The organism is Methylocystis rosea (assembly GCF_003855495.1).
Taxonomy (GTDB): domain Bacteria; phylum Pseudomonadota; class Alphaproteobacteria; order Rhizobiales; family Beijerinckiaceae; genus Methylocystis; species Methylocystis rosea_A.
The window spans coordinates 2,068,656-2,092,859 of record NZ_CP034086.1; the positions used below are offsets into that span (position 1 = coordinate 2,068,656).

Below are 24,204 nucleotides of genomic sequence, written 5' to 3' on the forward strand. Positions count from 1 at the left end.
GGCCACCCACACTAAAGCTTCGAGGAAGGCCGGTTAATATGCGACCATTCTGGCGGTTAACGCGCCCGTTCAGCGCGCAAATTTTTTTAGCGAGTGTGACGGCGCGCCTTGGTGGAAGCGCAAATTCGTCACAGAGGTTTACGTTGCGAGACCGCTGACGCCGAGTTGGCGCGAGCAGGAAGCGGCGAGCGCATTCCTCGCGAATGCATATAGCGTCGTAAAGAACAATCGGCCTTGGAGCGGATCATGGAGAAGCAGCGGCTCGAAGCCTTCAGCGACGGCGTCATCGCGATCATCATCACGATCATGGTGCTCGAGTTGAAGCCGCCGCATGAGGCGAGCTTCGCGGCGCTCGCGCAGCTCGCGCCGGTGTTTTTCAGCTATGTTTTGAGCTTCGCCTATATCGCCATCTACTGGAACAACCATCATCATCTGCTGCAGGCGTCGTCGCATGTGACAGGTCGGGTGCTGTGGGCTAACGTCCATTTGCTGTTCTGGCTGTCTCTCATTCCCTTCGCCAGCGCATGGATGGCGGAGAACCATTTTGCTCGCGCGACGGTCGCGGTCTATGGCGCAGCGCTGCTGGCGCCGGCCATCGCCTATTTCATCCTCAGCCGAATGCTTCTGAAGACGCACGGACCCGAGTCGACGCTCGCGCGCGCGCTCGGCGTCGACGTCAAAGGCAAAATTTCGGTGCTGCTTTATCTGCTCGCGATCGGGCTGACGTTCATCGATCCGCGACTCTCGCTGGCGATTTACGTGTTCGTCGCGCTAATGTGGTTTGCGCCCGATCCGAGAATTGAGCGCGTTCTTACCGACAAGCGACGAAGCGAACGCGAGCGCTAACGGTAAAGCCAGGCGTTGCGCGCCAGCATGCCGCCGCCGCCGAGCGCGCGGATCGCAAGATTGCGCGCCGCGGCGGGGAGCCCGCGCATATGGAAATAGCCGCCCTGGCGACGGGAGACGCGCACGACCCGCTCGGCGCGGGGAAGCCTCGCGTCCTCATAGGCGGCGAAGGCCGTTTCCACCGTCGCGCCCAATCGCATGAAGGCGTCCCCCAAGGCGTCAGCGTCTTCGATCGCCTGCGCCGCGCCCTGCGCCAGAAAGGGAACCATCGGATGCGCCGCGTCGCCGAGGAGCGTCACCGGTCCCTGCGTCCAGTGTTCCAGCGCCGGCCGCGTGAACAAAGGCCAGTGGCGCCAGGAGGCGCCGGCTTCGATCAAGTCGCGCAGTTCTACCGCGATTTTACGCGGCGCGAGTCGGCGCGCGAGCGCCGCCCCGTCAAGAGACAGGCTTGACGCGGCGTCCTCGGCCTGCGGCGGCTCTTCGATGATGACGACGGCGTTGATTATTGACGCGTCGCGCAGCGGATAGTGCACGACATGGGCGCCCGGCAGCAGCCAGAGATTGGACTCGCGCGCGCGCAACGCCGCCGGAACGCTCTCGGCGGGCAGCGTCGCGCGCCAGGCGACGCATCCGGAATAGGCGGGCGCGTCGCGCTCGGACGGGACGAGATGGCCGCGCACGCTCGAGCGCACGCCATCGGCGCCGATCAGGCCCGCCGCCTCGATTTCCTCGACGCCGTCCTGGGTGTGCACGCGAAGGCGAACGCCTCGGGCGGTCGCTTCGAAATCGCCGACGCGGGCGCCGGCGCGGACATGAATCTGCGGATTGTCCAGCGCCGCCTGCAGCAACGCGCCCTGCAAATCGGCGCGGTGGAAAAGCCGGAACGGCGCGCCCCAGCGGGTCCTTGCGGCGGAAAGATCAAGGCGCGCTAGAACGGCGCCGTCCCGCCCGCGGCGGATATTGATGGCCTCGGGCTCCAAAGCGACGGCGGTGAGCGCCGGCTCAAGCCCGAGCTTGGCGAGGATGCGGCCGGCGTTCGGCGCGATCTGCAATCCTGCGCCGACCTCGTCGATCCGAGCAGCGCGCTCGAGCACCAGCGTGCGCTTGCCGGCGCGCGCCAGCGACAGGGCCGCGGCGAGGCCGCCAATGCCCGCGCCGGCGATGACGATCGGCGCGTTCACCCGCGAACTGTCAGGCGGCGGTGTCTTCAGAGATGCGATAGACGCATTCGGCCGGGTCGGCGCCGCCGCGCAGCGTCGCGTCGTAGACATAATGCGTCGAGCAATAGGGGCAGATCGCCTCCGAGCCCGCGCCCATGTCGAGATAGACATGCGGATGGTCGAAAGGCGGGAGCGCGCCGATGCACATGAATTCCTTCGCGCCAATCCTGATCTGCGCGACGCCGGGCTGATTGTGGAAATGGGGCGTGTAATGCTGGGCCATGATCCGCTCCTTGAGAGGCGCCGGGGCGGCGGGAACTATCCCGCCCCTATAGTCCAGTGGGAGTGCGTTGGATAGGGGTATAGCTCTTGGGGGGTTAGCTCTTGGGCGTTTCCAAGTGCGAAACGCCCAGAGTTTTCAGTCGCGCGCGCTCTTCTTCGCTGAGCGCCTTGGCGGGCGTGGCGGGGACGCCTGCCCGTCGCCGCGCCGCCATCCAGATGGCGGCGGCGCCCGCGAGCAGCGCGATCAGCGGCGCGGCCCAGAGCAGCAGCGTGCCGGGCTTCATCGGTGGGCGCAGCAGCACGAAATCGCCATAACGGGCATGGACGAATTCGCGCACCTGCGCGTCGCTCATCCCCTCCTTGAGCTTCTCGCGCACCAGAACGCGCAAATCCTTGGCGAGCGAGGCGTCGGAATCGTCGATCGACTGGTTCTGGCAGACGAGGCAGCGCAGCTCGGTGGTGATCGCCCGCGCCCGCGCTTCGAGCGCCGGATCGGCAAGCCTTTCGCCAGGCGTGACGGCGTGGGCGGTCAGGGGGAAAAGGAGGAAGAGTAACGCCGCGAGTCGAAGGCAAACCCCCCGGCCCCTCACCTCACCTCTCCCCGCGAGCGGGGAGAGGAGGCGGTCGGCGCCGCGCCGCAAGGCCGATCGCATACGCGATGCGCTGATGACCCCTCTCCCCGTGAAAACGGGGAGAGGTGAGGTGAGGGGCTTGGGGGATTGGCCGAAGCAAAGATCGACGCTCATTCAGCTGGCTCCAGGGCTGGCGCGGCGGCGCGGCGGGCGACGCCGATGCGCAAACGCCGGTCGGCGAGCGACAGCGCGCCGCCGAAGGCCATGATCAGCGCGCCGATCCAGATCAGCGTCACGAGCGGCTTCCAGTACAGCCGCGCGTCGATCGTGCCGTCCTCATGCGACTCGCCGATCGCCGCATAGACCTGGCCAAGGCCGAGCGTGACGATGCCCGCCTCCGAGCGCGCCATGCGCCGCGCCTGATAGAAGCGCTTGGCCGGTTCGATCGTCGCGAGCGTCGCGCCGTCCTTGCGCACCGCCATCACCGCATAGACTTCGGAATAATTCGGTCCCTGGCGCGGGGAAACGGATTCGATGCCGATCTGATAGGGACCGACGTCATAGAAGCTCGCGGGCTTCATCGCCACGATGGTTTCGACGCCCCAGCCGGTGGCGGCGAGGCCAAGCAGCGTCAGCCCCATGCCGGCGTGAGCGATCGACGTGCCGAAGACCGAAAGCGGCAGGCCGGCGAGCCGCTTCAGGCTCGCGCGCCCCGAACTCCCCCGCACGCGCAGCGCAAGATCGCTCAAGGCGCCGACGACGAGATAGATCGCGATTCCGGCGGCAGAGATCGAGAGGAAGGGCGTCCCGTACCAGGCGCCGAAAGCGGCCGTCGCGACGACGCCGACAATGAAGGCGACGCGCAGCCGCTGCAAGGCGGCGGCGAGATCGCCGCGCTTCCAGGAGAGCATCTGGCCGATCGGCATCAGCAAGGCGAGCGGCAGCGCGATCGGGATCAGCACGGTGTTGAAGAAAGGCGCGCCGACGGAAATTTTCTCGCCGGTGATCGCTTCCAGCGCCAGCGGATAGAGCGTCCCGACGACGACGGTGGCGCAGCACGCCGAAAGCAGCAGATTGTTGAGGACGAGCGCGCCTTCCCGCGAGATCGGCGAAAACAGTCCGCCGACGGGCAGCGCGCCGGCCCGCAGCGCAAAGAGCGCAAGCGCGCCGCCGATAAAGAAGACGAGAATGGCGAGGATGAACACGCCGCGGTCGGGATCGCTCGCGAAGGCGTGCACGGACGTCAGCACGCCGGAGCGCACGAGGAAGGTGCCGAGCAGAGAGAGCGAGAAGGCGAGGATCGCGAGAAAGATCGTCCAGACCTTCAGCGCCTCACGCTTTTCCATCACGGCGGCGCTGTGCACGAGCGCCGTGCCGGCGATCCAGGGCATCAGCGACGCGTTCTCGACCGGGTCCCAGAACCAAAAGCCGCCCCAGCCGAGCGTGTAATAGGCCCAGTACGACCCCATGGCGATGCCGAGCGTCAGGGCGATCCAGGCGAAGAGAGTCCAGGGGCGAATGACGCGCGCCCAGCCGGCGTCGATGCGTCCGCCAATGAGCGCGGCGGCGGCGAAAGAGAACACGATCGAAAAGCCGACATAGCCGAGATAGAGCAGCGGCGGATGGATCGCGAGGCCCGGGTCCTGCAGGATCGGGTTGAGGTCGCGGCCCTCCCACGGCGCCGGCGCAACGCGCGCGAACGGATTTGAGGTGAGCAGAATGAAGAGAAGAAACGCCGCGCCGAGCAGACCCTGCACGGCGAGCGCGTCGGCGCGCAGCCGGTCGGGCATTGCGCTGGAGAAAACCGCGATCAGCGCGCCGCATAGCGAGAGAACGAGCACCCACAGAAGCATCGAGCCTTCGTGGTTCCCCCACACGCCCGAGATTTTATAGATGAAGGGCTTCAGCGAATGGGAATTCTCGATGACGTTGACGAGCGAAAAGTCGGAAACGACATGCGCATATGTCAGCGCGCCGTATGACAGCGCGACGAACAGGAATTGCGTGATCGCCGCGGGACGCGCGACGCGCATCAGCGCAGCATCGTTCAGCCGAGCGCCAATGAAGGGAATGGCGAATTGCGCCAGCGCCAGAGCGAGCGCGAGGACAAGCGCGTAATGTCCGGTTTCAACGATCATGCGGACCTTCCGAGGATCGCAAGAAAGGGCGCATATCCCTCCCCTTGACGGGGAGGGTCGAACCGCGACGCGGTTCGGGGTGGGGTGATCTCGTAGAGGGACTGTGAGATCGCCCCCCACCCGGTCGCTTCGCAGCCAAGTTTACGCAGGCTGCGTAAACTTGCCTGCGATGGCGACCGACCTCCCCGCAAGGGGGAGGTATGAACACGGCAGCCGCCCCTCACTTCGTCTCTCCCTGCCAGACGCCCTGCTTCTTCAAAGCGTCGGCGACGTCGCGCGGCATGTAGCGTTCGTCGTGCTTGGCCAGCACGCTGTCGGCGCGAAAGCCGCCGGAGGGCTGCAGCACGCCATCGACGACGACGCCCTGCCCTTCGCGGAAGAGATCCGGCAACAGGCCTGTGTAGGACACCGTGAGATCGCTCGTCTTGTCGGTGACGGTGAAGCGCACATCCTGGCCATTCTTGACCACCGTGCCTTCCTTCACGAGACCGCCGATGCGCAGCCGCGCGCCGGAGGCCGTTTGCTTCTTCGCAAGCTCCGAGGGCGTATAGAAGAACACGATATTGTCGCGCAGCGCGAACAGCATAAGCCCGGCGGCGACGCCGAGAACGGCCATTGCTCCGGCGATCAACGTCAGCCGCTTTCCCTTACGCGTCATTATTCAGAACGCTCCCATGCGGCCACATATGGCCGCTCTCGCAAAAAGGCGAAACGTCTAGCCTCCGATATTCAGCTCCTTCGCCAGCGCCTCGATGCGGGCGACATCATCTTGCCTGCTGGCGAGCGCCTTGCGCGCCTCGGTCACGGCCTTCTTCGCCTTTTCCGTCTCGGCGAGAACGCTATAGGCGCGAATGAGCTTCAGCCATCCCTCGACGTCGTCTCCCTTCGCCTCGAGCCGCGAGGCAAGACGATCGACCATGCCGCGGATCATCTCCTGACGCTGATCGGCGGGCATCGCCGCAATCGCTTTGCCCTGCTCGCTCGACGGCCCGCGCGCGACGACCGGCGCGCTTGCTTCGCCGCGCAGAATGGCGAGCTGGGCGTTGACCGCCTTCAGATAAGCGGCGTCGGCCGGCGCGTCAGCGGCCATCTTGGAAAAGATTGCGATGGCCTTGTCCTTCTCGCCGGCCTGCGCAGCCGCCACGCCGAGGTAATACTGCGCCTCTGGCGCCGCCGCGTCGAGCGCGAGCGCCGCCTCGAAATCCTTCCTGGCTTGCGGCGTCACCACGCCTTGAGCGACGACGACGCGCGCTTCTCCGAGCGCCGCATGTCGCGCCGCGGTTGCGCCCAAAAGTCGCAGCGCTTCGGAATAGGCGTGGACGGCGTCTTCGCCGCGGCCCGTGCGCAGCAAATATGGCGCGATGACTTCGAAGCCGCGGCCGTCTTCGGGATGCGCGCGCAAATGCTGTTCGATGCGCGCGACGGCGCCGGAGAGGTCATTGCGGTCCGGCGCGGAGTCGAGCCGCGCCGTCAGCGGCATATCCGGCATGTCAGAATGGCCGAGCCGCGCATAAAGCGTCAGCGCGACGGCGGGGATGACCACGATGGCGGCGAGCGCCGCGGCGAGCGCGAGTTTGCGCGAGGAGACGACCCTCGCCTTTGGCGCGGCTTCCGCGCGCAGCAGTCGGCGCGCCGCCTCGGTCTTCGCGGCGTCAGCGTCCGGCGCGTCGAGACGCCCTTCGGCGCGTTCCCGCTCGATTTCGGCGATCTGCTCCTCGAAAAAGGCGACGTCTGCGGCGCTTTCATCCCGCGCCCCATTCCGCATGGCGAGCGGCGCCAGCACCGCCATCACCGCGGCGCCGGTCAGCAAGGCGAAGATAAGCCAGATCATGCCCGCTCTTTAAGGCTTTGCGCTCCCTATTGGAAGTGCGGCCATTGCCCCTGCACGCCCGTCCATCGGATATTCGCGCCAAGGGAGGCTCCGTGATCACGCGGCTCGCAATTTCAGGCTATCGATCCATCCGCGATCTGGTCCTTGCGCCGGGGCGTCTCACCATCGTGACTGGCGCCAACGGGGCCGGCAAGTCCAGCCTTTATCGCGCGCTGCGCCTTCTCGCCGATGTTGCGCAGGGACGCATCGTCCAATCCCTTGCCCGGGAGGGCGGACTGAATTCGACGCTTTGGGCCGGGCCAGAGAAATTCTCCCGGGCCATGAAAGCGGGCGAGACTCCGATAGAGCCGTTGGCGCGCCAGTCGCGAAAGGCGCTGAAGCTCGGCTTCGCTTCGAAGACCTATGGTTATGCGATCGACCTCGGCCCAACTTCCAATGCGACGGAGGCCTTCCCGCTCGATCCGCAGATCAAGCTCGAGGCGCAATGGACCGGAGAACATCTCGGCCATGCTAATCTTTTCGCCGAGCGACGGGGACCGAGCGCACGCATTCGCGGGGAAAATGGCGAATGGCGGCAGGCCGCGGCGGCGCTCGCCGGCGTCGACAGCATGATGACGCACTGCGCCGACCTGCGCGAAGCCTATGACCTCTCAATCTTGCGTGAGACGGTGCGGCGCTGGCGCTTCTATGACAATTTGCGCGCCGACCGCGAGGCGCCGGCGCGACGCCCGCAGATCGGCACCTTCACCCCCGCGCTCTCGAATGACGGCGCAGACCTCGCGGCGGCGCTCGCAACCATTTTGGAAGTTGGCGACGCCGACGGCCTTGGAGAGACGATCGACGACGCCTTTTCATCCAGCACGATCGATATTTCGGCATCGGACGGTTACGTGGAGACGCTGATGCGCCAGCACGGTTTGCTTCGGCCGCTACGCGCCGCGGAACTCTCGGAAGGCACGCTGCGCTATCTGCTGCTCGTCGCGGCGCTGCTGACGCCGCGCCCGCCCGCGCTGATGGTGTTCAACGAACCTGAAGCGAGCCTCCATCCCAATCTCATCGGCGCGCTGGCGCGGCTGATGCGCAAGGTCTCCAACGAGACGCAGCTGTTCGTCGTGTCGCACTCGGCCCAACTGGTCTCGGAACTGAGAAAGGACGATTGTTGCGTCGAAATCGCGCTAGAGAAGCGTCTGGGCGAGACGCTCGCGCCCGAACATGAGTCGCCAAAATGGCGCTGGCCGTCACGGTAACGCTTGACTGGCGGGCGCGCCTAATCGGAATTGCGCCGGATCCTCGTGCGAACCCTCATGCTCCGAGACCCTAAATGCTCATCAACACGCCCTCGATCGAACAGCTTTCCACTGTGATCTCACAGGTCACCGGTCCAGCCTTTCTGCTCGCAGCCGAGGCGCAGCTCTTGGCCGTCCTCGTCTCACGATTGGACCGCATCATCGATCGCGCGAGAACCATCGTCCAGACGGACGGCGACAGCGCGGCGCAAGTCGATCTGAAAGCTGAACTGCCAATCCTCAGAAAGCGCGGCTTGCTGATGCATTACGCGATCTACTGGGGCGTGGCGAGCTGCATCGTGACGAGCGTCCTCGTCATCGTCAGCTTCGGGGCGGCTTACCTTCATGTACGCCATGAGTATGGCGCGGGATTGCTGTTCGCCCTGGCGATGGCGCTCTTCACCGCCGCGCTGGTCGCTTTCGCGAGAGAATTGCAGCTCGGATATATTGAGATTAGCGGCGGCGCTAAGCCTCTCCAAAGACGCGCGCGAAAATCGTATCCACATGTTTGAAGTGGTACGAGAGGTCGAACAGCGCATCCAATTCCGCCGGCGACAGCTTCGCGCTCACATCCTTGTCGTGCCCGAGCAGCGTGCGGAAATCCCCTTCCAAATTATTTTCTTGCGACGGGCGTCCCTCGAACGCCCTATGCCAAACCGGCATGGCGTTACGCTGCACCATGGCGTAGGCGTCTTCGCGCGAGACGCCTTTTTGCGTCAGCGCGAGAAGCACGCGCTGCGAATGAATGAGTCCCCCGAGCTTCTCTAGATTCTTGCGCATATTTTCGGGGTAGATGACGAGATTGTCGATGACGCTCGTCAAGCGCGCCAGCGCGAAGTCCAGAGTGACCGTCGCGTCAGGCCCGATCATGCGCTCGACGGACGAATGCGAAATATCGCGCTCGTGCCAGAGCGCGACGTTTTCCATCGCGGGGATCGCCATGCCGCGCACCAGCCGCGCGAGGCCGGTCAGATTCTCGGTCAGCACCGGATTGCGCTTGTGGGGCATGGCCGACGAGCCCTTCTGCCCGGCCGAGAAATATTCCTCCGCCTCAAGAACCTCGGTGCGCTGAAGATGGCGGATTTCGATGGACAGCCGTTCGACGGAAGACGCAACGACGGCGAGCGTCGCAAAAAACGCCGCATGGCGGTCGCGCGGAATGACCTGCGTCGAGATCGGTTCGACGGTCAGTCCCATCTTATGCGCCACATAGTCTTCGACGCGCGGATCAATATTGGCGAAAGTGCCGACGGCGCCGGAAATCGCGCAGGTCGAAATTTCCCTGCGCGCCTCGACGAGCCGCGCGCGCGCCCGCGCGAACTCTGCATAGGCCTGAGCCAGTTTCAGCCCAAAGGTCGTCGGCTCGGCGTGAATGCCATGCGAGCGTCCGATCGTCGGCGTGTATTTGTGCTCAAAAGCGCGCGTTTTGAGCGCGGAGAGCAGCGCGTCGACGTCGGCGATCAAGAGATCGGCGGCGCGCGACAATTGCACGGCAAGGCAAGTGTCGAGCACGTCGGAAGACGTCATGCCTTGATGCACAAAGCGCGATTCGGCGCCGATGAATTCGGCGAGATGGGTCAAAAAGGCGATCACGTCATGTTTCGTCACCCGCTCGATCTCGTCGATCCGCGCGACGTCGAAGGTGACGAAATCCGCTTTGTCCCAGATCGCCTTGGCGCTCTCCCGCGGGATGACGCCGATCTCGGCGAGCGCGTCGCAGGCGTAGGCCTCGATCTCGAACCAGATGCGAAACCGCGTCTGCGGCTCCCAAATCACGGTCATCTCGGGTCTGGAATAGCGGGGGATCATCCGGCGCGCCCTGAAAATTTGTGGAAGAAGAGAGGCGCTAGCATGCGCGTTGCATCAAAGTCCATATATGAGGCGATCACTTTGGGGGATTCATGCAGTCGACGGATGTCGTCGTTCTTGGCGCCGGAATTGTCGGCGTCAGCGCCGCGCTGCATCTGCAGGCGCGCGGCCGCGACGTCGCGCTCATCGATCGCGCCGGCGCCGTGGGTCAGGAGACGAGCTTCGGCAACGCCGGCCTGATCGAACGTTCTTCCCTCATCCCCTATCTGTTCCCGCGCGATCCGGCGAAGCTCATCAAATATGCGCTGAACCTTCTGCCGGAGGCGCGCTATCACGTCTCGGCCATGCCGGCGGTGGGGCCCTGGCTCTTGCGCTATTGGCGCGAGAGCGCGCCAGAGAGGGTGCAGCGGAATCTCGAGGCGCGACGCCCGCTGATCGAACACAGCCTGAGCGAGCATGAGGCGCTGATCCAGCAGGCGGGCGCCGGCGAGCTGTTGCGCAGGACCGGGTGGATCAAGCTGCATCGCAGCGAGCGGACGCTCGCCGCCGGCCTTGCCGACGCCGAGCGGCTGCGCGCCTATGATCTGCATATCGATACGCTCGACTCGGCCGGGGTCGCGGCGCTGGAGCCCGATCTCGCCCCGATCATGGGCGGTATCCATTACCGTGACACCGCCGCGATCATCGATCCTGCGGCTCTGTCGAAAGCCTATGCCGATCTCTTCGTCTCGCGTGGCGGCCATCTGCTCTCAGGAGACGCGCGCAGTCTTTCGCAAGAGCCGGATGGGCGTTGGCGCTTCGAGACGGGTAACGGGCCGCTCGTCGCCGGCGCCGCGGTTGTGGCGCTCGGCCCCTGGTCGGACGCCATCTACGGGCCGCTCGGCTATCGCATTCCGCTCGGCTGGAAGCGCGGCTACCATATGCATTACGCCGCAAAGGATGGCGCAAAACTCAATCATCCCATCCTCGACGCCGACGTCGGTTATCTTTTGGCGCCGATGCGCCGCGGCGTCAGGCTGACGAGCGGCGCCGAATTCGCCCGCCGCGACGCGCCGCCGACCCCGGTTCAGATCGAGGTTTGCGAACCGACGGCGCGGCGATTGTTTCCGCTGGCCGAACGGCTGGACCCCGAACCCTGGCGCGGCGCGCGGCCCTGCCTGCCGGACATGCTGCCGATCGTCGGTCCGGCGCCGCGTCATCCCGGCCTATGGTTCGATTTCGGCCACGCGCATCATGGGCTGACGCTTGGGCCGGTTTCCGGCCGGCTCCTCGCCGATATGATGACGGGCGAACAGCCCTTCATCGATCCCGCGCCCTATCGGGCCGATCGATTCTGATCTTGCGAAGATGACTTTGTTCTATTCGGCGCCGACGAGCTTGAGCGCGCGGTCCAAGACTCGCACGACGCGCGCGAGATCATGTCCGCGCCGCAGCACGAGCCCCGTCGCCGCGATGACGGAATAGGCGCCTTGCCGACGCGCCAGCGCCGGGTTCTTCTCGATTCGATACAACGGCGCTTCGCTCGCGCGCCGAAAAATCGAGAACACGGCCTTCGCCGGCGTGAAGTCGATCGCATAGTCGCGCCACTCTCCCTGCGCGACTTTCGCTCCATAAAGATTGAAGATGACGTTGAGTTCTAGGCGGCTGAACGAAACCGCCGCGCCGCGCTTGTCTCCCCGAACTCCCGACGCCGCGTCCGGCGAAGCGCCGTTCACGACGACGAGCGCGGGTCGAACCCGGCTGGGCTCCGTCGTCTCCGACTCCGCCATGCGTCCGCTCTCCTCGATCTCTCTTAACCATGTTGGCCCGCAAGAATGCGCCCGGCAAGACTTAATGACTGGTTTACGACGAGAATCTTCGCATCCTTGCGCTCTGATAAGATTTGGCTGGGAAGAATCATACTTTCGCCGACTTGGCGCCCCTTGCCAGCCAAACGCGCCGCCCAAAATGAAGTTCATTGCCTCGACAGCTCGGGGCCACGCGTTTTCGGTTTCGTCAGCCCCCCAGCCCCCCGAAGCGTGAGGTTCAGAGATATAGAGGTCGTGGCGATGGTCGAGCCGGCCGGGAGTTTCGCTCCCGCGCCGGCTCGTCTAGCTTTAGCGGGCCAGCAGCGGCGCCCCGCCGCCGAGGCTCTTGCAAAATTCCGCATTATTGACGAATTCAGGAGCCGCAGTCGCGTCGCCCGCGACGCCATTCTCTTTTTGTTTTCATTGGAGAGAACATGACCGACGACGCCGCATCCGTCGCCGCCGCGGCTCCCGCCGCCGATCCGCAAACCGCCGCCGATTTCGGTTTTGAGGCCGACGTCGCGCGGCTGCTCGAGCTGATGACGCATTCCGTCTATTCGGAGCGCGACGTCTTTCTGCGCGAACTCGTCTCGAACGCCGCCGACGCCTGTGAAAAGCTGCGTTACGAGGCGCTTTCCGACGAAAAACTCGCCGCGCAAGCCGCCGCGCCGCTCGTCACGATCTCACTCGACAAGGAGAAGCGCACGCTGACCGTGGCCGACAATGGCGTCGGCATGTCGCGCGAGGAGCTGATCAGCGCCCTTGGCACCATCGCCAATTCCGGCACGCGCGCCTTTCTCGACAAACTCGGGAAGGAGAAGGACGCCGGCTTCATCGGCCAGTTCGGCGTCGGCTTCTACTCCGCCTTCATGGTCGCCGACCACGTCGAGGTCGCGACGCGGCGGGCCGGCCAGGATCAGGCCTGGCTGTGGAGTTCAGACGGCAAGGGCTCCTATCAGATCGCAGCTCTGCCGCTCGAAGAGGCGCCGACCGTCGGCGCCCGCGTCACGCTGCATCTCAACGCCGACAGCGATGAATTTCTCGACGGCTGGCGGGTTGAAAGCGTCGTGCGCGAGCACTCGGGCGCGATCGCCGCGCCGATTGATCTCATCGCGGCCCCGGGCGAAGAGCCCCGGCGGATCGCCGAAGGCGTCGCCCTGTGGACGAAGCCGAAGTCTGACATCACACATGAGCAATATGTCGACTTCTACCGCCAATTGTCCGGGCAGCTGGACGAGCCCGCGCTGATCGCCCATTGGCGCGCCGAAGGACGCACCGAATATACGGTGCTCGCCTTTGTTCCTGGGGCGCGGCCCTTCGATCTCTTCGACCCGGCGCGAAAGAGCAAATCCAAGCTGTATGTGCGGCGCGTGCTGATATCGCGCGACATGGAGCTGCTGCCCGCCTGGCTGCGGTTCATGCGCATCGTCGTCGACAGCGCCGACATTCCGCTCAATGTCTCGCGCGAGATGGTGCAGAAAAGCCCGGTCGCCGGCGCGATCGGCAAGGCCATCGCGACGCGCATTTTGCAGGAGCTCAAGAAGCTCGCCGACGCGGAGCCCGAAAAATTCGCGGACGTATGGAAGAACTTCGGCTCCGTGCTCAAGGAAGGGCTGCATGAAGACCCGAGCCGCCGCGACGATTTGTTCGAAATTGCGAGGTTCGCCTCGACGAAGTCCGAGGAACAGACCCGCGCGCTCAAGGATTACGTCGCCGATCTGAGGGAAAATCAGACGGCGATTTATTATCTTGTCGGCGACGATATGAAGCGGCTGCGCGCCAGCCCGCAGCTCGAAGGATTCCGCGCCAGAGGCGTCGAAGTGCTGCTTCTCGACGACGCCGTCGACGCCTTCTGGGTGACGAGCGCGCTGGGCTACGAGGGCAAGCCGTTCAAATCCGTCACGCAGGGTCAGGCCGACATCGATGCGATCGCGCTGGTCGAGGACGCCAAGACGGAGGCGACGCAGCCGGCGGACGTGGCCGACCTGCTTGCAGCCCTCAAGGAGACGCTTGCCGAATATGTGGACAACGTGCGCGCCTCGACGCGGCTGACCGACAGCGCCGTCTGCCTTGTCGCTCCGGACAGCGGGTTGGATCGCCAATTGTCCCGGCTTTTGGCCGAACATGGACAACAGGCGGCCTTCGGAAAGCCGGTTTTGGAGATCAACCCGAGGCATGAAGCGATCGTCGCGCTGGCGACGGCCTTGCGTGAAAAGGGGCGTGAAGCGGCGCGCGACGACCAGTTCCTCCTGCTCGATCTCGCCCGCGTCGCCGACGGCGAGCATCCTATCGACGCAGCGGCTTTCGCGAAAAGGCTGACGGCGCTTCTCGCCAGCCGGGGGTAGAGATGAATCTGGGCGCGAGGAAAGCCGCAACGAGCGATCCGCTGACGCGCGCCCAGGCGATCGCGACAGTTGCGGACTATCTCGGCGCCCGGGGGGTTGAGGACGCGCAGGAGGACGCGCGCGCTCTGCTGCGCGCCGCCACCGGGCTGACGCGGCTCGAACTCGCCATGACGCCGCGCGCGCCGCTTTCGGACGAGGAAGCGCGCGCCCTATCCCGCTACGCGGCGCGACGCGCCGCCCGTGAGCCGGTGTCGCGCATTCTCGGAGAGCGCGGATTCTGGACGCTCGATCTCGCCGTCGCGCCGTCAGTGCTCGATCCGCGGCCCGACACGGAAACGCTGGTCGAGACGGCGTTGCGCTTCGTTGCGGAAAGGCGCGACGCGCCGCTCTCGATTCTCGATCTCGGCGCCGGCTCGGGCGCGATCGCCTGCGCGCTTCTCAGCGAGCTTCCGGCGGCGCGCGCCGTCGCCGTCGATCTCTCGGAGGACGCCTGCGCGGCGACCGCCGCAAATCTCGCCCGTTGCGGCCTGTCAGACCGGGCGGCGGTTGTGCGCGGCCGCTGGGCGGAGGCGCTCCAGGCGCGTTTCGACCTTGTCGTGTCCAATCCTCCCTATGTGCGCACGCAGGACATCGCAGGGCTCGATCCCGAGGTGCGGCTCCATGATCCGGCGCTGGCGCTCGACGGCGGCGCCGACGGACTCGAGCGATATCGGGAGATCATCGGCGACTTGCCGCGGCTCATTGACGAGGACACGGTCGTCCTGTTCGAGGTCGGCTTCGATCAAGCTGGCGGCGTCGGGGCGCTGTTGGAGGCCGACGGCTTCAACATCGAGCGTGTGGCGCGCGATGTTGGGGGCCACGAGAGGGTCGTGGCGGCTCGGCTTGGCCCGCCAAGGCCGTGACATATTGGCGACAGTAACCGCTTTTTTGGCCAGTCTCGCCGCGCTCGGCCTTGTTGGCGGCCACCCCCTCCACTATAGTCATCCCCAGGTCCAGCCGATCGCCGACTTCGAGAGAGAACTCGAACGCTTTGGCTCCGCTTCGCGAACGGAAGCCCGAAACGACCGGCCAGGAGCAACGTCGAAATCGACATGAAAGCGCCGGAGTGAAGACCACTTCGATTGTCGGAGGCGTTGCGATCCGGCAGGCAGGCATGCGATCGCGTTGGACGTCAAGCCGTTGCGCTGAGGGGAATTGGCGCAAAGCTACGTGGGGCCGCCGATTGGCGCCGACTTGAGGAAAATCGACTCGCGCACAGCGTTATCGAAGCTTGAGGTCCGAAAACGGATTGCTGTCGCCTGTCCGTTCGCGCATGCGCCGGGCGAGGGAATTTAGCGGCGACGTATTGGGAACGCCGCGCAGGCGGGGCCGAGCGCAGCAAGATTTCGGGGAGTTTGATGAGACCAGGGCAAAACAAGAGAATGCGCGGGCGGCCCAACAACCGCAAAGGGCCCAATCCGCTTACGCGGTCCTACGAGTCGAATGGCCCCGATGTGAAGATCCGCGGCACGGCTCAGCATGTCGCCGAGAAATATCTTCAGCTCGCGCGCGACGCGCAGTCCTCGGGCGACACGATCATGGCGGAGAGCCTGCTGCAGCATGCGGAGCACTATTTCCGGCTGATCGCCGCCGCGCAGCAGCAACAGCAAGTCAACGGCTATGGGCGCCCGCAGCTGGAAGCGGAAGTCGACACCTCTGATGACGACGACGATTTCGCCCCGCTTCCGGACCGTTTCGCGCCGCTTGCCGAACGACTGCCGCCGCCGGCCTTCCAGCCGCCGCCGCCCTTTTCGCCGCAACCACAGCCGCAGCCGCATTTCTCGCAGCCGCAGCCGCAGCCCCAGCCTTTTGAGGAGCGCCCGATCGGCGAGATGCGCGCCGGCGAGCGCGTGGAGCGTCCGGAACGGCAGCAGCGGCCCGAGCGACCGCCGTTTAACCGAGATCGCAACGCCGAAGGCGGCGGCGACCGCCCTCGTCACCAGGGATATGAGCGCGGCCGCGACCGCCGCTTCCAGCCGCGCCCCGAGGCCAGCGCGGCCGAGAGCGAAGCAGGGACGGCGCTTCCCTCATTCATCACCGCGCCAGTGGCGCGCGCCGCCGTTCCGAGCGAGGGCGCGGGCGCGGAACCCGTTCTCGAGCGCGAGAATGCGCCGCGTGAAACCGAGGGCGGAGTCAATTATCATTTGAGTTCACGCCGGCGCCGGCGCCCGCGCCCGCCGATGGATGACGTCGCCGGCGGCGCACGCGACGAGGAATCGCCGCAGGTGGGCGAACTTCCGCTGGAGCCCGATCGGTTCTAGGGCTTCAGGCGAGGATGCTGATCGCGTCGCCGGCCTTGATCCGGCCACCCTCGATCACCCGCGCGTAAACGCCGCAATCAATGTGGCCGAAGTTCTGGCGCAGCGTTTGAACGAGATCCATGTCGCGTCGCCCTGTGCCCGGCTCGACGCCTGTGGCCGCGCAGCGATCGGTCATCTTGAGCACCTCGAGCCGTGCGGCGCCGATCGACAGGGTCCGCCCCAGGAGCGCCGCCTCGGCCCAAGGGCCGATGTCTTCGACATAGAGATTGGCGCGAAACCGCAGCGGATCGAGCGCGGCGCCTTGCGCCTGCGCAATCGCCGCAACGCTCGCCAAATTGACGAGTGAGACAAATCCCGACTTTGAATCCGTGAAGCGAAAGCCGTCGGGCGCGGCCAGAAGCCGCACGGGACCCCGGATTTCGGGCCCAAGAAAGCCGGTCAGGAAGGCCTCGATGGGTTGGCGCCCTTTGGCGGACCGCAACTCTCCGCGCGCGACCTCGCGGCCTGCCCTGGCGATCGTCAATACGCCTGTCGCGTCATCGTAGCGCGTCGCAAGACCCGCGAGCCCGCCGTTCCTCATCAGCATCAGGAATTTGATCTTGGGCTGATGCTCCGGCGCCGCTGGATCGAAGCCTGAAGGGCCGTTTTCCAGCGCGAACAGCCGATCTCCCGGAAAGTAATCGCCAGTCTTCAGATCGGCCGCGTCCAGCGGCTCGGGCGAGAGGCCTTTGACGGGATAGCGATATAGAGAAGCGAGTCGCATGGACGTCCCTGTTCGGTGACAAGTCGAGGCGAATTGCCTACACCTCCCCAGCCGTCACGAAAACAGCGCCGCCGTTTCGCAAGGAGGGCCATCCATGTCGGACAAGACGCTCACAGTCCTCGTTCTGGCCGCAGTGGCGTTTTCCGCCGCGCATGATCTCGACCACCTGTTGCGCGACGATTTCTCGCAACCAGGGGCATGGGCGATCGTCGCCGCTTTTCTTTCGGTGAAATACGCGCTCACGGGCGCCGCGCTGTATTTCTATTTCCGCGGCAAGATCGGCGCGGGGTTCTGGGCGGTCATCGGCGTTCTTGGCGCCGTGGCGCTCTGGTTCGCTCATCTGAGCCCCGCCGCCGAGCAGCGGCCGCCTGACATTTCTGCGATGTACGGCAGTCCCATCGCGGGGTTCATCGCCTCGGGACTGGTCTATGCGATGACGCTGTCGCTCGCGGCCCTCGCGCTCTATGGGGCATGGCGCGCGGTCCGGGCGGGCGTGCGCGGTTAATCGACACATCTTCGCTTGCGGTCGAGTCCGCGCTTTCGCGCCGCACCCCCTTTAACCTCGTGCGGCCCTTCCCATATCGACCACGAGGGCAGCCGCAAGGGGCCTTGAACGAGAAATTTTGGACGCGAGGCGCGCCGCTTAAAACAAAGGGCCGCCTCATGGTCAGAGGGGCTAAAAATGAATTTTGAGAAATACACCGAACGCGCGCGCGGATTCGTTCAGTCGGCGCAGTCGATGGCGACGCGCGAAGGCCACCAGCAGTTTACGCCCGAGCACATATTAAAAGTCCTGCTCGATGACGATCAGGGCCTGTCCGCCGGACTGATCGACCGCGCCGGCGGCCGCTCGCGCGAGGCGCTGGCGAAAACCGAGGCCGCGCTCGCCAAACTCCCGAAAGTCGGCGGCTCCGGCGCCGGCCAGCTCTATCTCGCGCCGGCGACCGCGCGCCTCTTCGACAACGCCGAGAAGATCGCGCAAAAGGCGGGCGATTCTTACGTCACCGTCGAACGGCTGCTCTTGGCGCTCGCGATGGAGAAGGACTCCGAGGCCGCGAAAATTCTTGCCGCCGCCGGCGTGACGCCGCAGACGCTCAACGCCGCGATCGAAGATTTGCGCAAGGGCCGCACGGCGGATTCGGCTTCCGCCGAAAACGCCTATGACGCGCTGAAGAAATACGCCCGCGACCTCACCGAAGCGGCGCGCGAGGGCAAGCTCGATCCGGTGATCGGCCGCGACGAGGAGATCCGACGCGCGATTCAGGTGCTGTCGCGCCGCACCAAGAACAATCCGGTGCTGATTGGCGAACCGGGCGTCGGCAAGACCGCGATCGTCGAGGGCCTGGCGCTGCGCATCGTCAATGGCGACGTGCCCGAGTCGCTCGAGGACAAGAAGCTGCTCGCGCTCGACATGGGCGCGTTGATCGCCGGCGCGAAATATCGCGGCGAATTCGAGGAGCGGCTGAAGGCGGTGCTGAACGAAGTCACCGCCGCCGAAGGCAATATCATCCTGTTCATCGACGAGATGCACACGCTTGTCGGCGCAGGCAAGGCGGATGGGGCGATGGACGCCTCCAATCTGCTGAAACCCGCGCTTGCGCGCGGCGAACTGCATTGCGTCGGCGCGACGACCCTTAATGAATACCGCAAACATGTCGAAAAGGACGCGGCGCTGGCGCGACGCTTCCAGCCGGTGTTCGTCGACGAGCCGACCGTCGAGGATACGATCTCGATCCTGCGCGGCCTGAAGGAGAAATACGAACTCCATCACGGCGTGCGCATCACCGACAGCGCGATCGTCGCCGCGGCGACTCTGTCGAACCGCTACATCTCCGACCGCTTCCTGCCGGACAAGGCGATCGACCTCATCGACGAGGCGTCGTCGCGCCTGCGCATGCAGATCGATTCGAAGCCCGAGGAGCTCGACGAACTCGATCGGCGCATCATCCAGCTGAAGATCGAACAGGAAGCGCTCAAGAAGGAAACGGACACGGCGTCAAAGGATCGCCTGGCGAAACTCGAAGGCGAGCTTGCCGACCTCGAAGAGAAATCGGGAGCGCTGACCGCGCGCTGGCGAGCCGAGAAGGACAAGCTCGGCGCGGCGCAGAAGCTCAAGGAGCAGCTTGAAGCGGCGCGCAACGAACTCGCGCAGGCGCAGCGACGCGGCGAATATCAGCGCGCGGGCGAGCTCACCTATGGCGTCATTCCCGATCTCGAAAAGAAACTGGGCGAGACGGAAGGCGAAGCCGACACGCTCGTCGACGAGGAGGTCACCGCCAATGACGTGGCGCAGGTCGTCTCGCGCTGGACCGGCGTGCCTGTCGACAAGATGCTCGAAGGAGAACGCGAGAAGCTGTTGCACATGGAGGACGAGCTCGCAAAGCGCGTCGTCGGCCAGCATGACGCGGTCGTCGCCGTGTCGACCGCGGTGCGTCGCGCGCGCGCCGGACTGCAGGACCCGAACCGTCCGATCGGCAGCTTCATCTTCCTTGGCCCCACGGGCGTCGGCAAGACCGAGCTGACGAAGGCGCTCGCCGCGTTTCTCTTCGACGATGAGACGGCGATGGTGCGGCTCGACATGTCCGAATATATGGAAAAGCACTCAGTGGCGCGGCTCATCGGCGCGCCGCCCGGCTATGTCGGCTATGAGGAAGGCGGCGCGTTGACCGAAGCCGTCCGCCGCAGGCCGTATCAGGTCGTGCTCTTCGACGAGATCGAGAAGGCGCATCCGGATGTCTTCAACGTGCTCCTGCAGGTGCTCGACGATGGGCGCCTGACGGACGGCCAGGGCCGCACCGTCGACTTCAAGAACACGCTGATCATCATGACGTCGAATCTCGGCTCGGAATTCCTCGTCATGCAGAAAGAGGGCGAGGATTCGTCCGCCGTGCACAGCGAAGTCATGCAGGTCGTGCGCGCGCATTTCAGGCCGGAGTTCCTGAACCGCGTCGACGAGATCATCCTGTTCAACCGCCTGCGGCGCGAGGATATGGGCGCGATCGTCGACATCCAGGTCAAGCGGCTGCAGAAGCTCCTCGAAGATCGCAAGATCACGCTGCGCCTCGACGCCAAGGCGCGCGACTGGCTGGCCGCCAAGGGCTACGACCCGACCTATGGCGCGCGGCCCTTGAAGCGCGTCATGCAGAAAGAGTTGCAGGACACGCTCGCCGAGCGGCTGCTCGCGGGCGAGATCATCGACGGGGCGAGCGTCGAAGTTTCGGCGGACGCGACGGGCCTCATCATCGACGGCAAGTCGGCGCATCGAAATGTCGCGCCGCCTCTGCTGCGCACGGTGGGGAACGCGTAACCGACGGGCGCGCCAGTCGCATATGGATACCATGCGAATGGCGCGCCTTCTCGTTGCGAGTAATGCGAGTGCATGTTAGGGATAAAGCACCTTTCAAGATTCTTCTGAGGTATTATGAATAATCCGGTTATAATTTCCTGCGTCAACCTGAAGGGCGGAGTAGGAAAAACCGCAATTGCAGTAAACCTAGCTGCCTACTGCGGAATTAAGAAGAAGAAAACGCTCCTCATAGATTTGGACCCACAGACAAACGCCACGTTTTCTTGCATTTCTCCTGAGGATTGGCAGAAACATGCAGCAGAGCGTGGAACTGTGGCAAATCTGCTTGGAGTAAGACAACATACGAGCGCCGAGGGAAAATCTAAGAGCGCAGCAGAAGTTATAAAAGGAAGTGTTTTCAATAACGTGGATCTGCTACCCTCCCACTTGGACCTATTCACTATTGACCTTGACATTGGCTCGGAAGTTGCACGAGAAACCAAATTAAAGCGAGCACTTAAGGACGTCGTCTCTGACTACGACGTAATCATCTGCGATTGTCCTCCCAATTTAACAATTCCAACTCAGAATGCACTCGCACTAAGCACTCATTATATAGTCCCAGTTTCACCCGATTTTCTTTCTAGCTTAGGGATCGCGCTGCTGCTCACGCGCGTTAAGAAATTTTCTGATGAGCTCGATTCCCCGATTGAGCACGCGGGCATAATAATGTCTCGCGTTGGGCGCCCTTCGTATTTTAGGGCCCAAACTATCGAATCACTGAGAAAAACGTTCGGCACCAAGGTTTTTGATACCGAAATCCGTGAACGGTCGTCTGTCAGTGAATCAGCTGCAAAAAATTTACCCATTTTTAGTATGCAAGATATCGAAGCTGTGAAGGAGTTCACCCGGCTTGGCGGGGAAATACTGGCTGAAGTGGGTTTAACGGCATGAAAACTCACGACGCGGCAAAAATTTTGATGGTCCTGGCACAAGCGCTTCGAAATGCGCCTAACCGAGATCTCGACGATTTCGCAAGCTCAATTGCCAAGCCTCCTCAGCTCGATCCCGCTAGCATTCCTGTTGCATTAAGCACGCTTGTGCGACTTTCAGAAATCGATAAGCGGCAATGGACAACTTTTATAAAGGAGCATAATTTTCCGATCGAAGTTCGACTTCGCGACGCTTCGCGCGATATTTTGGGCAAACTTCTGAAACACCTCGAACAGAACCCAGAGGCCAGAGAACGTCTGAGTAAGGTTGCTCAGCGCTCTCGCTCTGAAACGTCGCCCGAGCTGATGAAAGCTCTGCAGTTTCTTTTGAGCCAAGAATGAATTTGCTCGAAACTGAATTGGAAGCCAATTATCGTAGTTTCCGCGAGGATTGGACACAACAAGCAACCAAGAACTGGAATGATTTAGCAAAAGAGAAACACTACCTTGAGAGTTACCGCAGGCTCTGCTGTTTACAAGCGTTAAAGGTGCAACTTATCGAGCCGCACTGCAGTCCAGATAGTTCGGCCTTTTTTCTCGAAGCGCACAATGATGCGGTTGCGTCACACGTAAGCGCATCCATGGGAGCGTGGCGTCCAGCGCTGCAATCTTTGCGCAGTTGCTTGGAAAACACGCTCTCAACGATTTATTACAAGGATCATCCGATCGAGCTGCAACTATGGCAGGCTGGAAAATTTCGTAAGGGCTTCAGCGAGTTGATGCGTTACGCCCAGCAGCATCCAATTGTATCAAGCTCAGATGCTAAAATCACAGGACTAGAGTTAATCGAGAGTGAATACGCCACGCTGTCAAAAGCAGTTCATGCGTCGGCAACCATTTTCCGTATGACTGACGTTGCTTCCAAGATCTTAATTTGGAGCACAGAATCTGACCGCCTTGGTATGTGGGCAACACGGGAGCGAAAAGTTATCGAAGGTATTTCACTACTACTCGTTTGCCTTTTTGCTGATAGGCTTCAAGGAACCCTCCTTCCTCAACTGCGTGACATATTATCGTATGCAGTGACTCCAGCGAAGCGCAAACTGTTAAAAAAAGAGTTCAACATATCGATCTCTAAATCATAAGTGTAACTTCGATCTGTGTGATCGGACCTACGTCCCCTCACCCGGTTGCTGCGCAGCCACCCTCTCCCTTGGGAGAGGGTTTCTCGCGCTCTACCCCAGCCGCTCTTTCTTCCGATTCAGCACATCCGCCTCGCGCAAATCGAGCTCCCGCTCGATGCGGCGGCGCGCCTCGTCGGTGAGTTCGCCTTCCCGCAGCATGCCGTTGATCAGATTGCGCTCCTCGGCGATGAGCTGCAGGTCGATCTCGTCATGCAGCGCAGTCAGCGCACGGCGTTCTTCACTTGCCTCGCATTTCATGCGGACGCGCGACAGAAAATAGTCCTGTTGCGCGAGAAGCGAGTTCATCGCTTCTTCCGGGACGTCATTTTCCACGCCAAAACGCGCGAGTTTTGCGCTCGACGCCTCGATCGCGGCGTGGCGGGCGCGCAGCTCTTCAGCGCGGTCGAGGACGCGTTCCCTCATGCCGGTTTTGACGAGGCCGAGTTTGCGAATGATCCAGGGCAACGCCGACCCCTGGAAGACGAGCGTCACCATCACGACGCAGAAGGTGAGAAAAAAGATCGAGTCGCGATAGGGAAACGGCGCGCCGTCCGCTGTGGCGAGCGGGATCGCCAGCGCCGCGGCGAGCGAGACGATCCCGCGCACGCCAGTGAAGGAAATGATGAACGGCCACTGCCACGGCGGCGATGGATCGCGTCGCGCCAGCGGCGGAATGAGCCAGCGCGGCAGGTAGGTGATTGGAAACGTCCACACGAACCGCGCCGCGATTACGACAAGCGAAACGATCGCGGCGGACGTCGTCAGTTCGTACAGGGAATGGTCTTGGATTCGCGCAAAAAGCGCCTGCGCCTGTAGACCGGTGAAGAGAAAAACCAGGCCTTCGATCAGAAAAAGGAAGAAATCCCAGAAGAACACGCCTTGCAGACGCGTCGCGGCGCTGATCAATCTGGGGCCATTCCAGCTGATATAAAGGCCGGTGGCGACCGTCGCGATGACGCCCGAGCCGCCGAGATGTTCAGGCGGCCAATAGGCCAAGAACGGGGTGATCAGCGAGAGAGTGATTTCAATGCGCGGATCGCGCATGAAGCGACGCAGCCGCAGCATCGTCCAGCCGACGCCGATGCCCCACACGATTTCGCCGGCGATAATCGCCGTGAACGTCTCGCCTCCTTGCGCCAGCGAAAAGGAGCCGACGCTGACCGCCGCCACCGCGAAGCGATAAAGGACAAGCGCGGTGGCGTCGTTGGCGAGACCCTCTCCCTCCAAAATGACCGAGATGCGCCGCGGCAACTGCATGCGTCGCGCAATGGCGAGCGGCGCGACGGCGTCGGGCGGCGACACGATCGCGCCGAGCACGAAACCGACGGCCAGTGGCCAGCCGAGCAGCCATTTCGTCGCGAGTGAAACGGAAATGGTGGTGAAGACGACGCAGCCGACGGCGAGCAGAAGGATCGGCCGCAGATTAAATTTGAACTCCCGCCAGCTCATATTGACCGCGGAGATGTAGATCACCGGCGGCAGCACGAGCAGCAGCACGAACTGCGGCTCGAGCACAAGGGTGGGCACGCCCGGGGCAACGGCGATCAGCACGCCGGCCGCGACGAGCAGGATTGGCGCGGCGGCGCCGGAGCGCGACGCGATGAAGGCGACGAACGCCACCGCCGCGAGAAGAAAGACAAGCGTTTGGAGACCCGCGATCATGCGCCCACCCTATAAGCCGCG

22 protein-coding genes are annotated in these 24,204 nt (G+C 63.6%); 12 read left to right on the forward strand and 10 right to left on the reverse strand.

Annotated elements, in window-relative coordinates:
* Positions 1 to 246 precede the first annotated feature (246 nt).
* On the forward strand, positions 247 to 846 hold the full coding sequence (locus tag EHO51_RS10030) for a TMEM175 family protein (RefSeq protein WP_124738771.1): 600 nt from the start codon (positions 247 to 249) through the stop codon (positions 844 to 846).
* Here EHO51_RS10030 and EHO51_RS10035 read toward each other — a convergent pair.
* The 6 genes from EHO51_RS10035 to ccmI form a co-directional block, all read right to left on the reverse strand.
* Complete coding sequence (locus EHO51_RS10035; RefSeq protein ID WP_124738772.1) at positions 843 to 2,027, reverse strand: FAD-dependent monooxygenase; 1,185 nt, start codon at positions 2,025 to 2,027, stop codon at positions 843 to 845. The genes EHO51_RS10030 and EHO51_RS10035 overlap by 4 nt on opposite strands.
* A 10-nt stretch (positions 2,028 to 2,037) precedes the next feature.
* Entirely contained in the window at positions 2,038 to 2,289 is a 252-nt protein-coding gene (locus EHO51_RS10040) for a zinc-finger domain-containing protein (RefSeq protein ID WP_124738773.1), read from the reverse strand.
* A 94-nt stretch (positions 2,290 to 2,383) separates the two neighbouring features.
* A complete protein-coding gene (locus tag EHO51_RS10045; RefSeq protein WP_124738774.1) occupies positions 2,384 to 2,878 on the reverse strand; it encodes a cytochrome c-type biogenesis protein in 495 nt (164 codons plus the stop codon).
* Between the two features lie 152 nt (positions 2,879 to 3,030).
* A complete protein-coding gene (locus tag EHO51_RS10050; protein ID WP_124738775.1) occupies positions 3,031 to 4,998 on the reverse strand; it encodes a heme lyase CcmF/NrfE family subunit in 1,968 nt (655 codons plus the stop codon).
* A gap of 220 nt (positions 4,999 to 5,218) precedes the next feature.
* Entirely contained in the window at positions 5,219 to 5,656 is a 438-nt protein-coding gene (gene ccmE / locus EHO51_RS10055) for a cytochrome c maturation protein CcmE (protein WP_018408982.1), read from the reverse strand.
* A 57-nt stretch (positions 5,657 to 5,713) separates the two neighbouring features.
* Positions 5,714 to 6,829 (reverse strand): c-type cytochrome biogenesis protein CcmI, encoded by a 1,116-nt coding sequence (ccmI, locus tag EHO51_RS10060; protein WP_124738776.1) that lies wholly within the window; start codon positions 6,827 to 6,829, stop codon positions 5,714 to 5,716.
* Between the two features lie 92 nt (positions 6,830 to 6,921).
* On the opposite strand from ccmI, the gene EHO51_RS10065 reads away from it, so the two are divergent.
* Both EHO51_RS10065 and EHO51_RS10070 read left to right on the forward strand, forming a co-directional pair.
* Positions 6,922 to 8,076 carry an AAA family ATPase gene (locus tag EHO51_RS10065; RefSeq protein ID WP_124738777.1) on the forward strand — a complete coding sequence of 385 codons (1,155 nt, stop codon included), beginning with the start codon at positions 6,922 to 6,924 and terminating at the stop codon, positions 8,074 to 8,076.
* 74 nt (positions 8,077 to 8,150) lie between these two features.
* Positions 8,151 to 8,627, forward strand: a complete 477-nt coding sequence (locus tag EHO51_RS10070; protein WP_124738778.1) for a DUF2721 domain-containing protein — start codon at positions 8,151 to 8,153, stop codon at positions 8,625 to 8,627.
* On the opposite strand, the gene purB is transcribed toward EHO51_RS10070, so the two are convergent.
* Complete coding sequence (gene purB / locus EHO51_RS10075; protein ID WP_124738779.1) at positions 8,581 to 9,924, reverse strand: adenylosuccinate lyase; 1,344 nt, start codon at positions 9,922 to 9,924, stop codon at positions 8,581 to 8,583. The genes EHO51_RS10070 and purB overlap by 47 nt on opposite strands.
* A 92-nt stretch (positions 9,925 to 10,016) precedes the next feature.
* Here purB and EHO51_RS10080 point away from each other — a divergent pair, with 92 nt between their 5' ends.
* Complete coding sequence (locus EHO51_RS10080) at positions 10,017 to 11,261, forward strand: NAD(P)/FAD-dependent oxidoreductase (protein ID WP_124738780.1); 1,245 nt, start codon at positions 10,017 to 10,019, stop codon at positions 11,259 to 11,261.
* A 21-nt stretch (positions 11,262 to 11,282) separates the two neighbouring features.
* Here the strand turns inward: EHO51_RS10080 and EHO51_RS10085 are convergent, their stop codons facing one another.
* Positions 11,283 to 11,693 (reverse strand): DUF2794 domain-containing protein, encoded by a 411-nt coding sequence (locus EHO51_RS10085; RefSeq protein ID WP_124738781.1) that lies wholly within the window; start codon positions 11,691 to 11,693, stop codon positions 11,283 to 11,285.
* A gap of 452 nt (positions 11,694 to 12,145) precedes the next feature.
* Between EHO51_RS10085 and htpG the strand changes: the two genes are divergently transcribed.
* The 3 genes from htpG (at position 12,146) to EHO51_RS10100 (ending at position 16,356) form a co-directional block, all read left to right on the forward strand.
* A complete protein-coding gene (htpG, locus tag EHO51_RS10090) occupies positions 12,146 to 14,056 on the forward strand; it encodes a molecular chaperone HtpG (protein ID WP_124738782.1) in 1,911 nt (636 codons plus the stop codon).
* A 2-nt stretch (positions 14,057 to 14,058) separates the two neighbouring features.
* Positions 14,059 to 14,958, forward strand: coding sequence for a peptide chain release factor N(5)-glutamine methyltransferase (prmC, locus tag EHO51_RS10095; protein ID WP_124738783.1), 900 nt, complete (start codon positions 14,059 to 14,061; stop codon positions 14,956 to 14,958).
* Positions 14,959 to 15,453: 495 nt separating this feature from the next.
* Positions 15,454 to 16,356 carry a DUF4167 domain-containing protein gene (locus tag EHO51_RS10100; RefSeq protein ID WP_245434544.1) on the forward strand — a complete coding sequence of 301 codons (903 nt, stop codon included), beginning with the start codon at positions 15,454 to 15,456 and terminating at the stop codon, positions 16,354 to 16,356.
* A 4-nt stretch (positions 16,357 to 16,360) separates the two neighbouring features.
* On the opposite strand, the gene EHO51_RS10105 is transcribed toward EHO51_RS10100, so the two are convergent.
* Positions 16,361 to 17,119 carry an MOSC domain-containing protein gene (locus EHO51_RS10105; protein WP_124738784.1) on the reverse strand — a complete coding sequence of 253 codons (759 nt, stop codon included), beginning with the start codon at positions 17,117 to 17,119 and terminating at the stop codon, positions 16,361 to 16,363.
* Positions 17,120 to 17,213: 94 nt separating this feature from the next.
* On the opposite strand from EHO51_RS10105, the gene EHO51_RS20685 reads away from it, so the two are divergent.
* The 5 genes from EHO51_RS20685 to EHO51_RS10130 all read left to right on the forward strand — a co-directional run bounded on the left by EHO51_RS20685 (position 17,214) and on the right by EHO51_RS10130 (position 22,482).
* On the forward strand, positions 17,214 to 17,624 hold the full coding sequence (locus EHO51_RS20685; RefSeq protein ID WP_205788962.1) for a hypothetical protein: 411 nt from the start codon (positions 17,214 to 17,216) through the stop codon (positions 17,622 to 17,624).
* Positions 17,625 to 17,801: 177 nt separating this feature from the next.
* Positions 17,802 to 20,426: an ATP-dependent chaperone ClpB gene (gene clpB, locus EHO51_RS10115; RefSeq protein ID WP_124738785.1), complete on the forward strand. Its 2,625-nt coding sequence runs from the start codon at positions 17,802 to 17,804 to the stop codon at positions 20,424 to 20,426.
* Between the two features lie 114 nt (positions 20,427 to 20,540).
* Positions 20,541 to 21,359 (forward strand): ParA family protein, encoded by an 819-nt coding sequence (locus EHO51_RS10120; RefSeq protein ID WP_124738786.1) that lies wholly within the window; start codon positions 20,541 to 20,543, stop codon positions 21,357 to 21,359.
* Positions 21,356 to 21,739, forward strand: coding sequence for a hypothetical protein (locus EHO51_RS10125; RefSeq protein ID WP_124738787.1), 384 nt, complete (start codon positions 21,356 to 21,358; stop codon positions 21,737 to 21,739). Before EHO51_RS10120 ends, EHO51_RS10125 begins: the two co-directional genes overlap by 4 nt.
* Entirely contained in the window at positions 21,736 to 22,482 is a 747-nt protein-coding gene (locus EHO51_RS10130) for a hypothetical protein (protein ID WP_124738788.1), read from the forward strand. Before EHO51_RS10125 ends, EHO51_RS10130 begins: the two co-directional genes overlap by 4 nt.
* Before the next feature lie 90 nt (positions 22,483 to 22,572).
* Here EHO51_RS10130 and EHO51_RS10135 read toward each other — a convergent pair whose 3' ends face one another.
* Positions 22,573 to 24,183, reverse strand: a complete 1,611-nt coding sequence (locus EHO51_RS10135) for a Na+/H+ antiporter (RefSeq protein ID WP_124738789.1) — start codon at positions 24,181 to 24,183, stop codon at positions 22,573 to 22,575.
* Positions 24,184 to 24,204 lie beyond the last annotated feature (21 nt).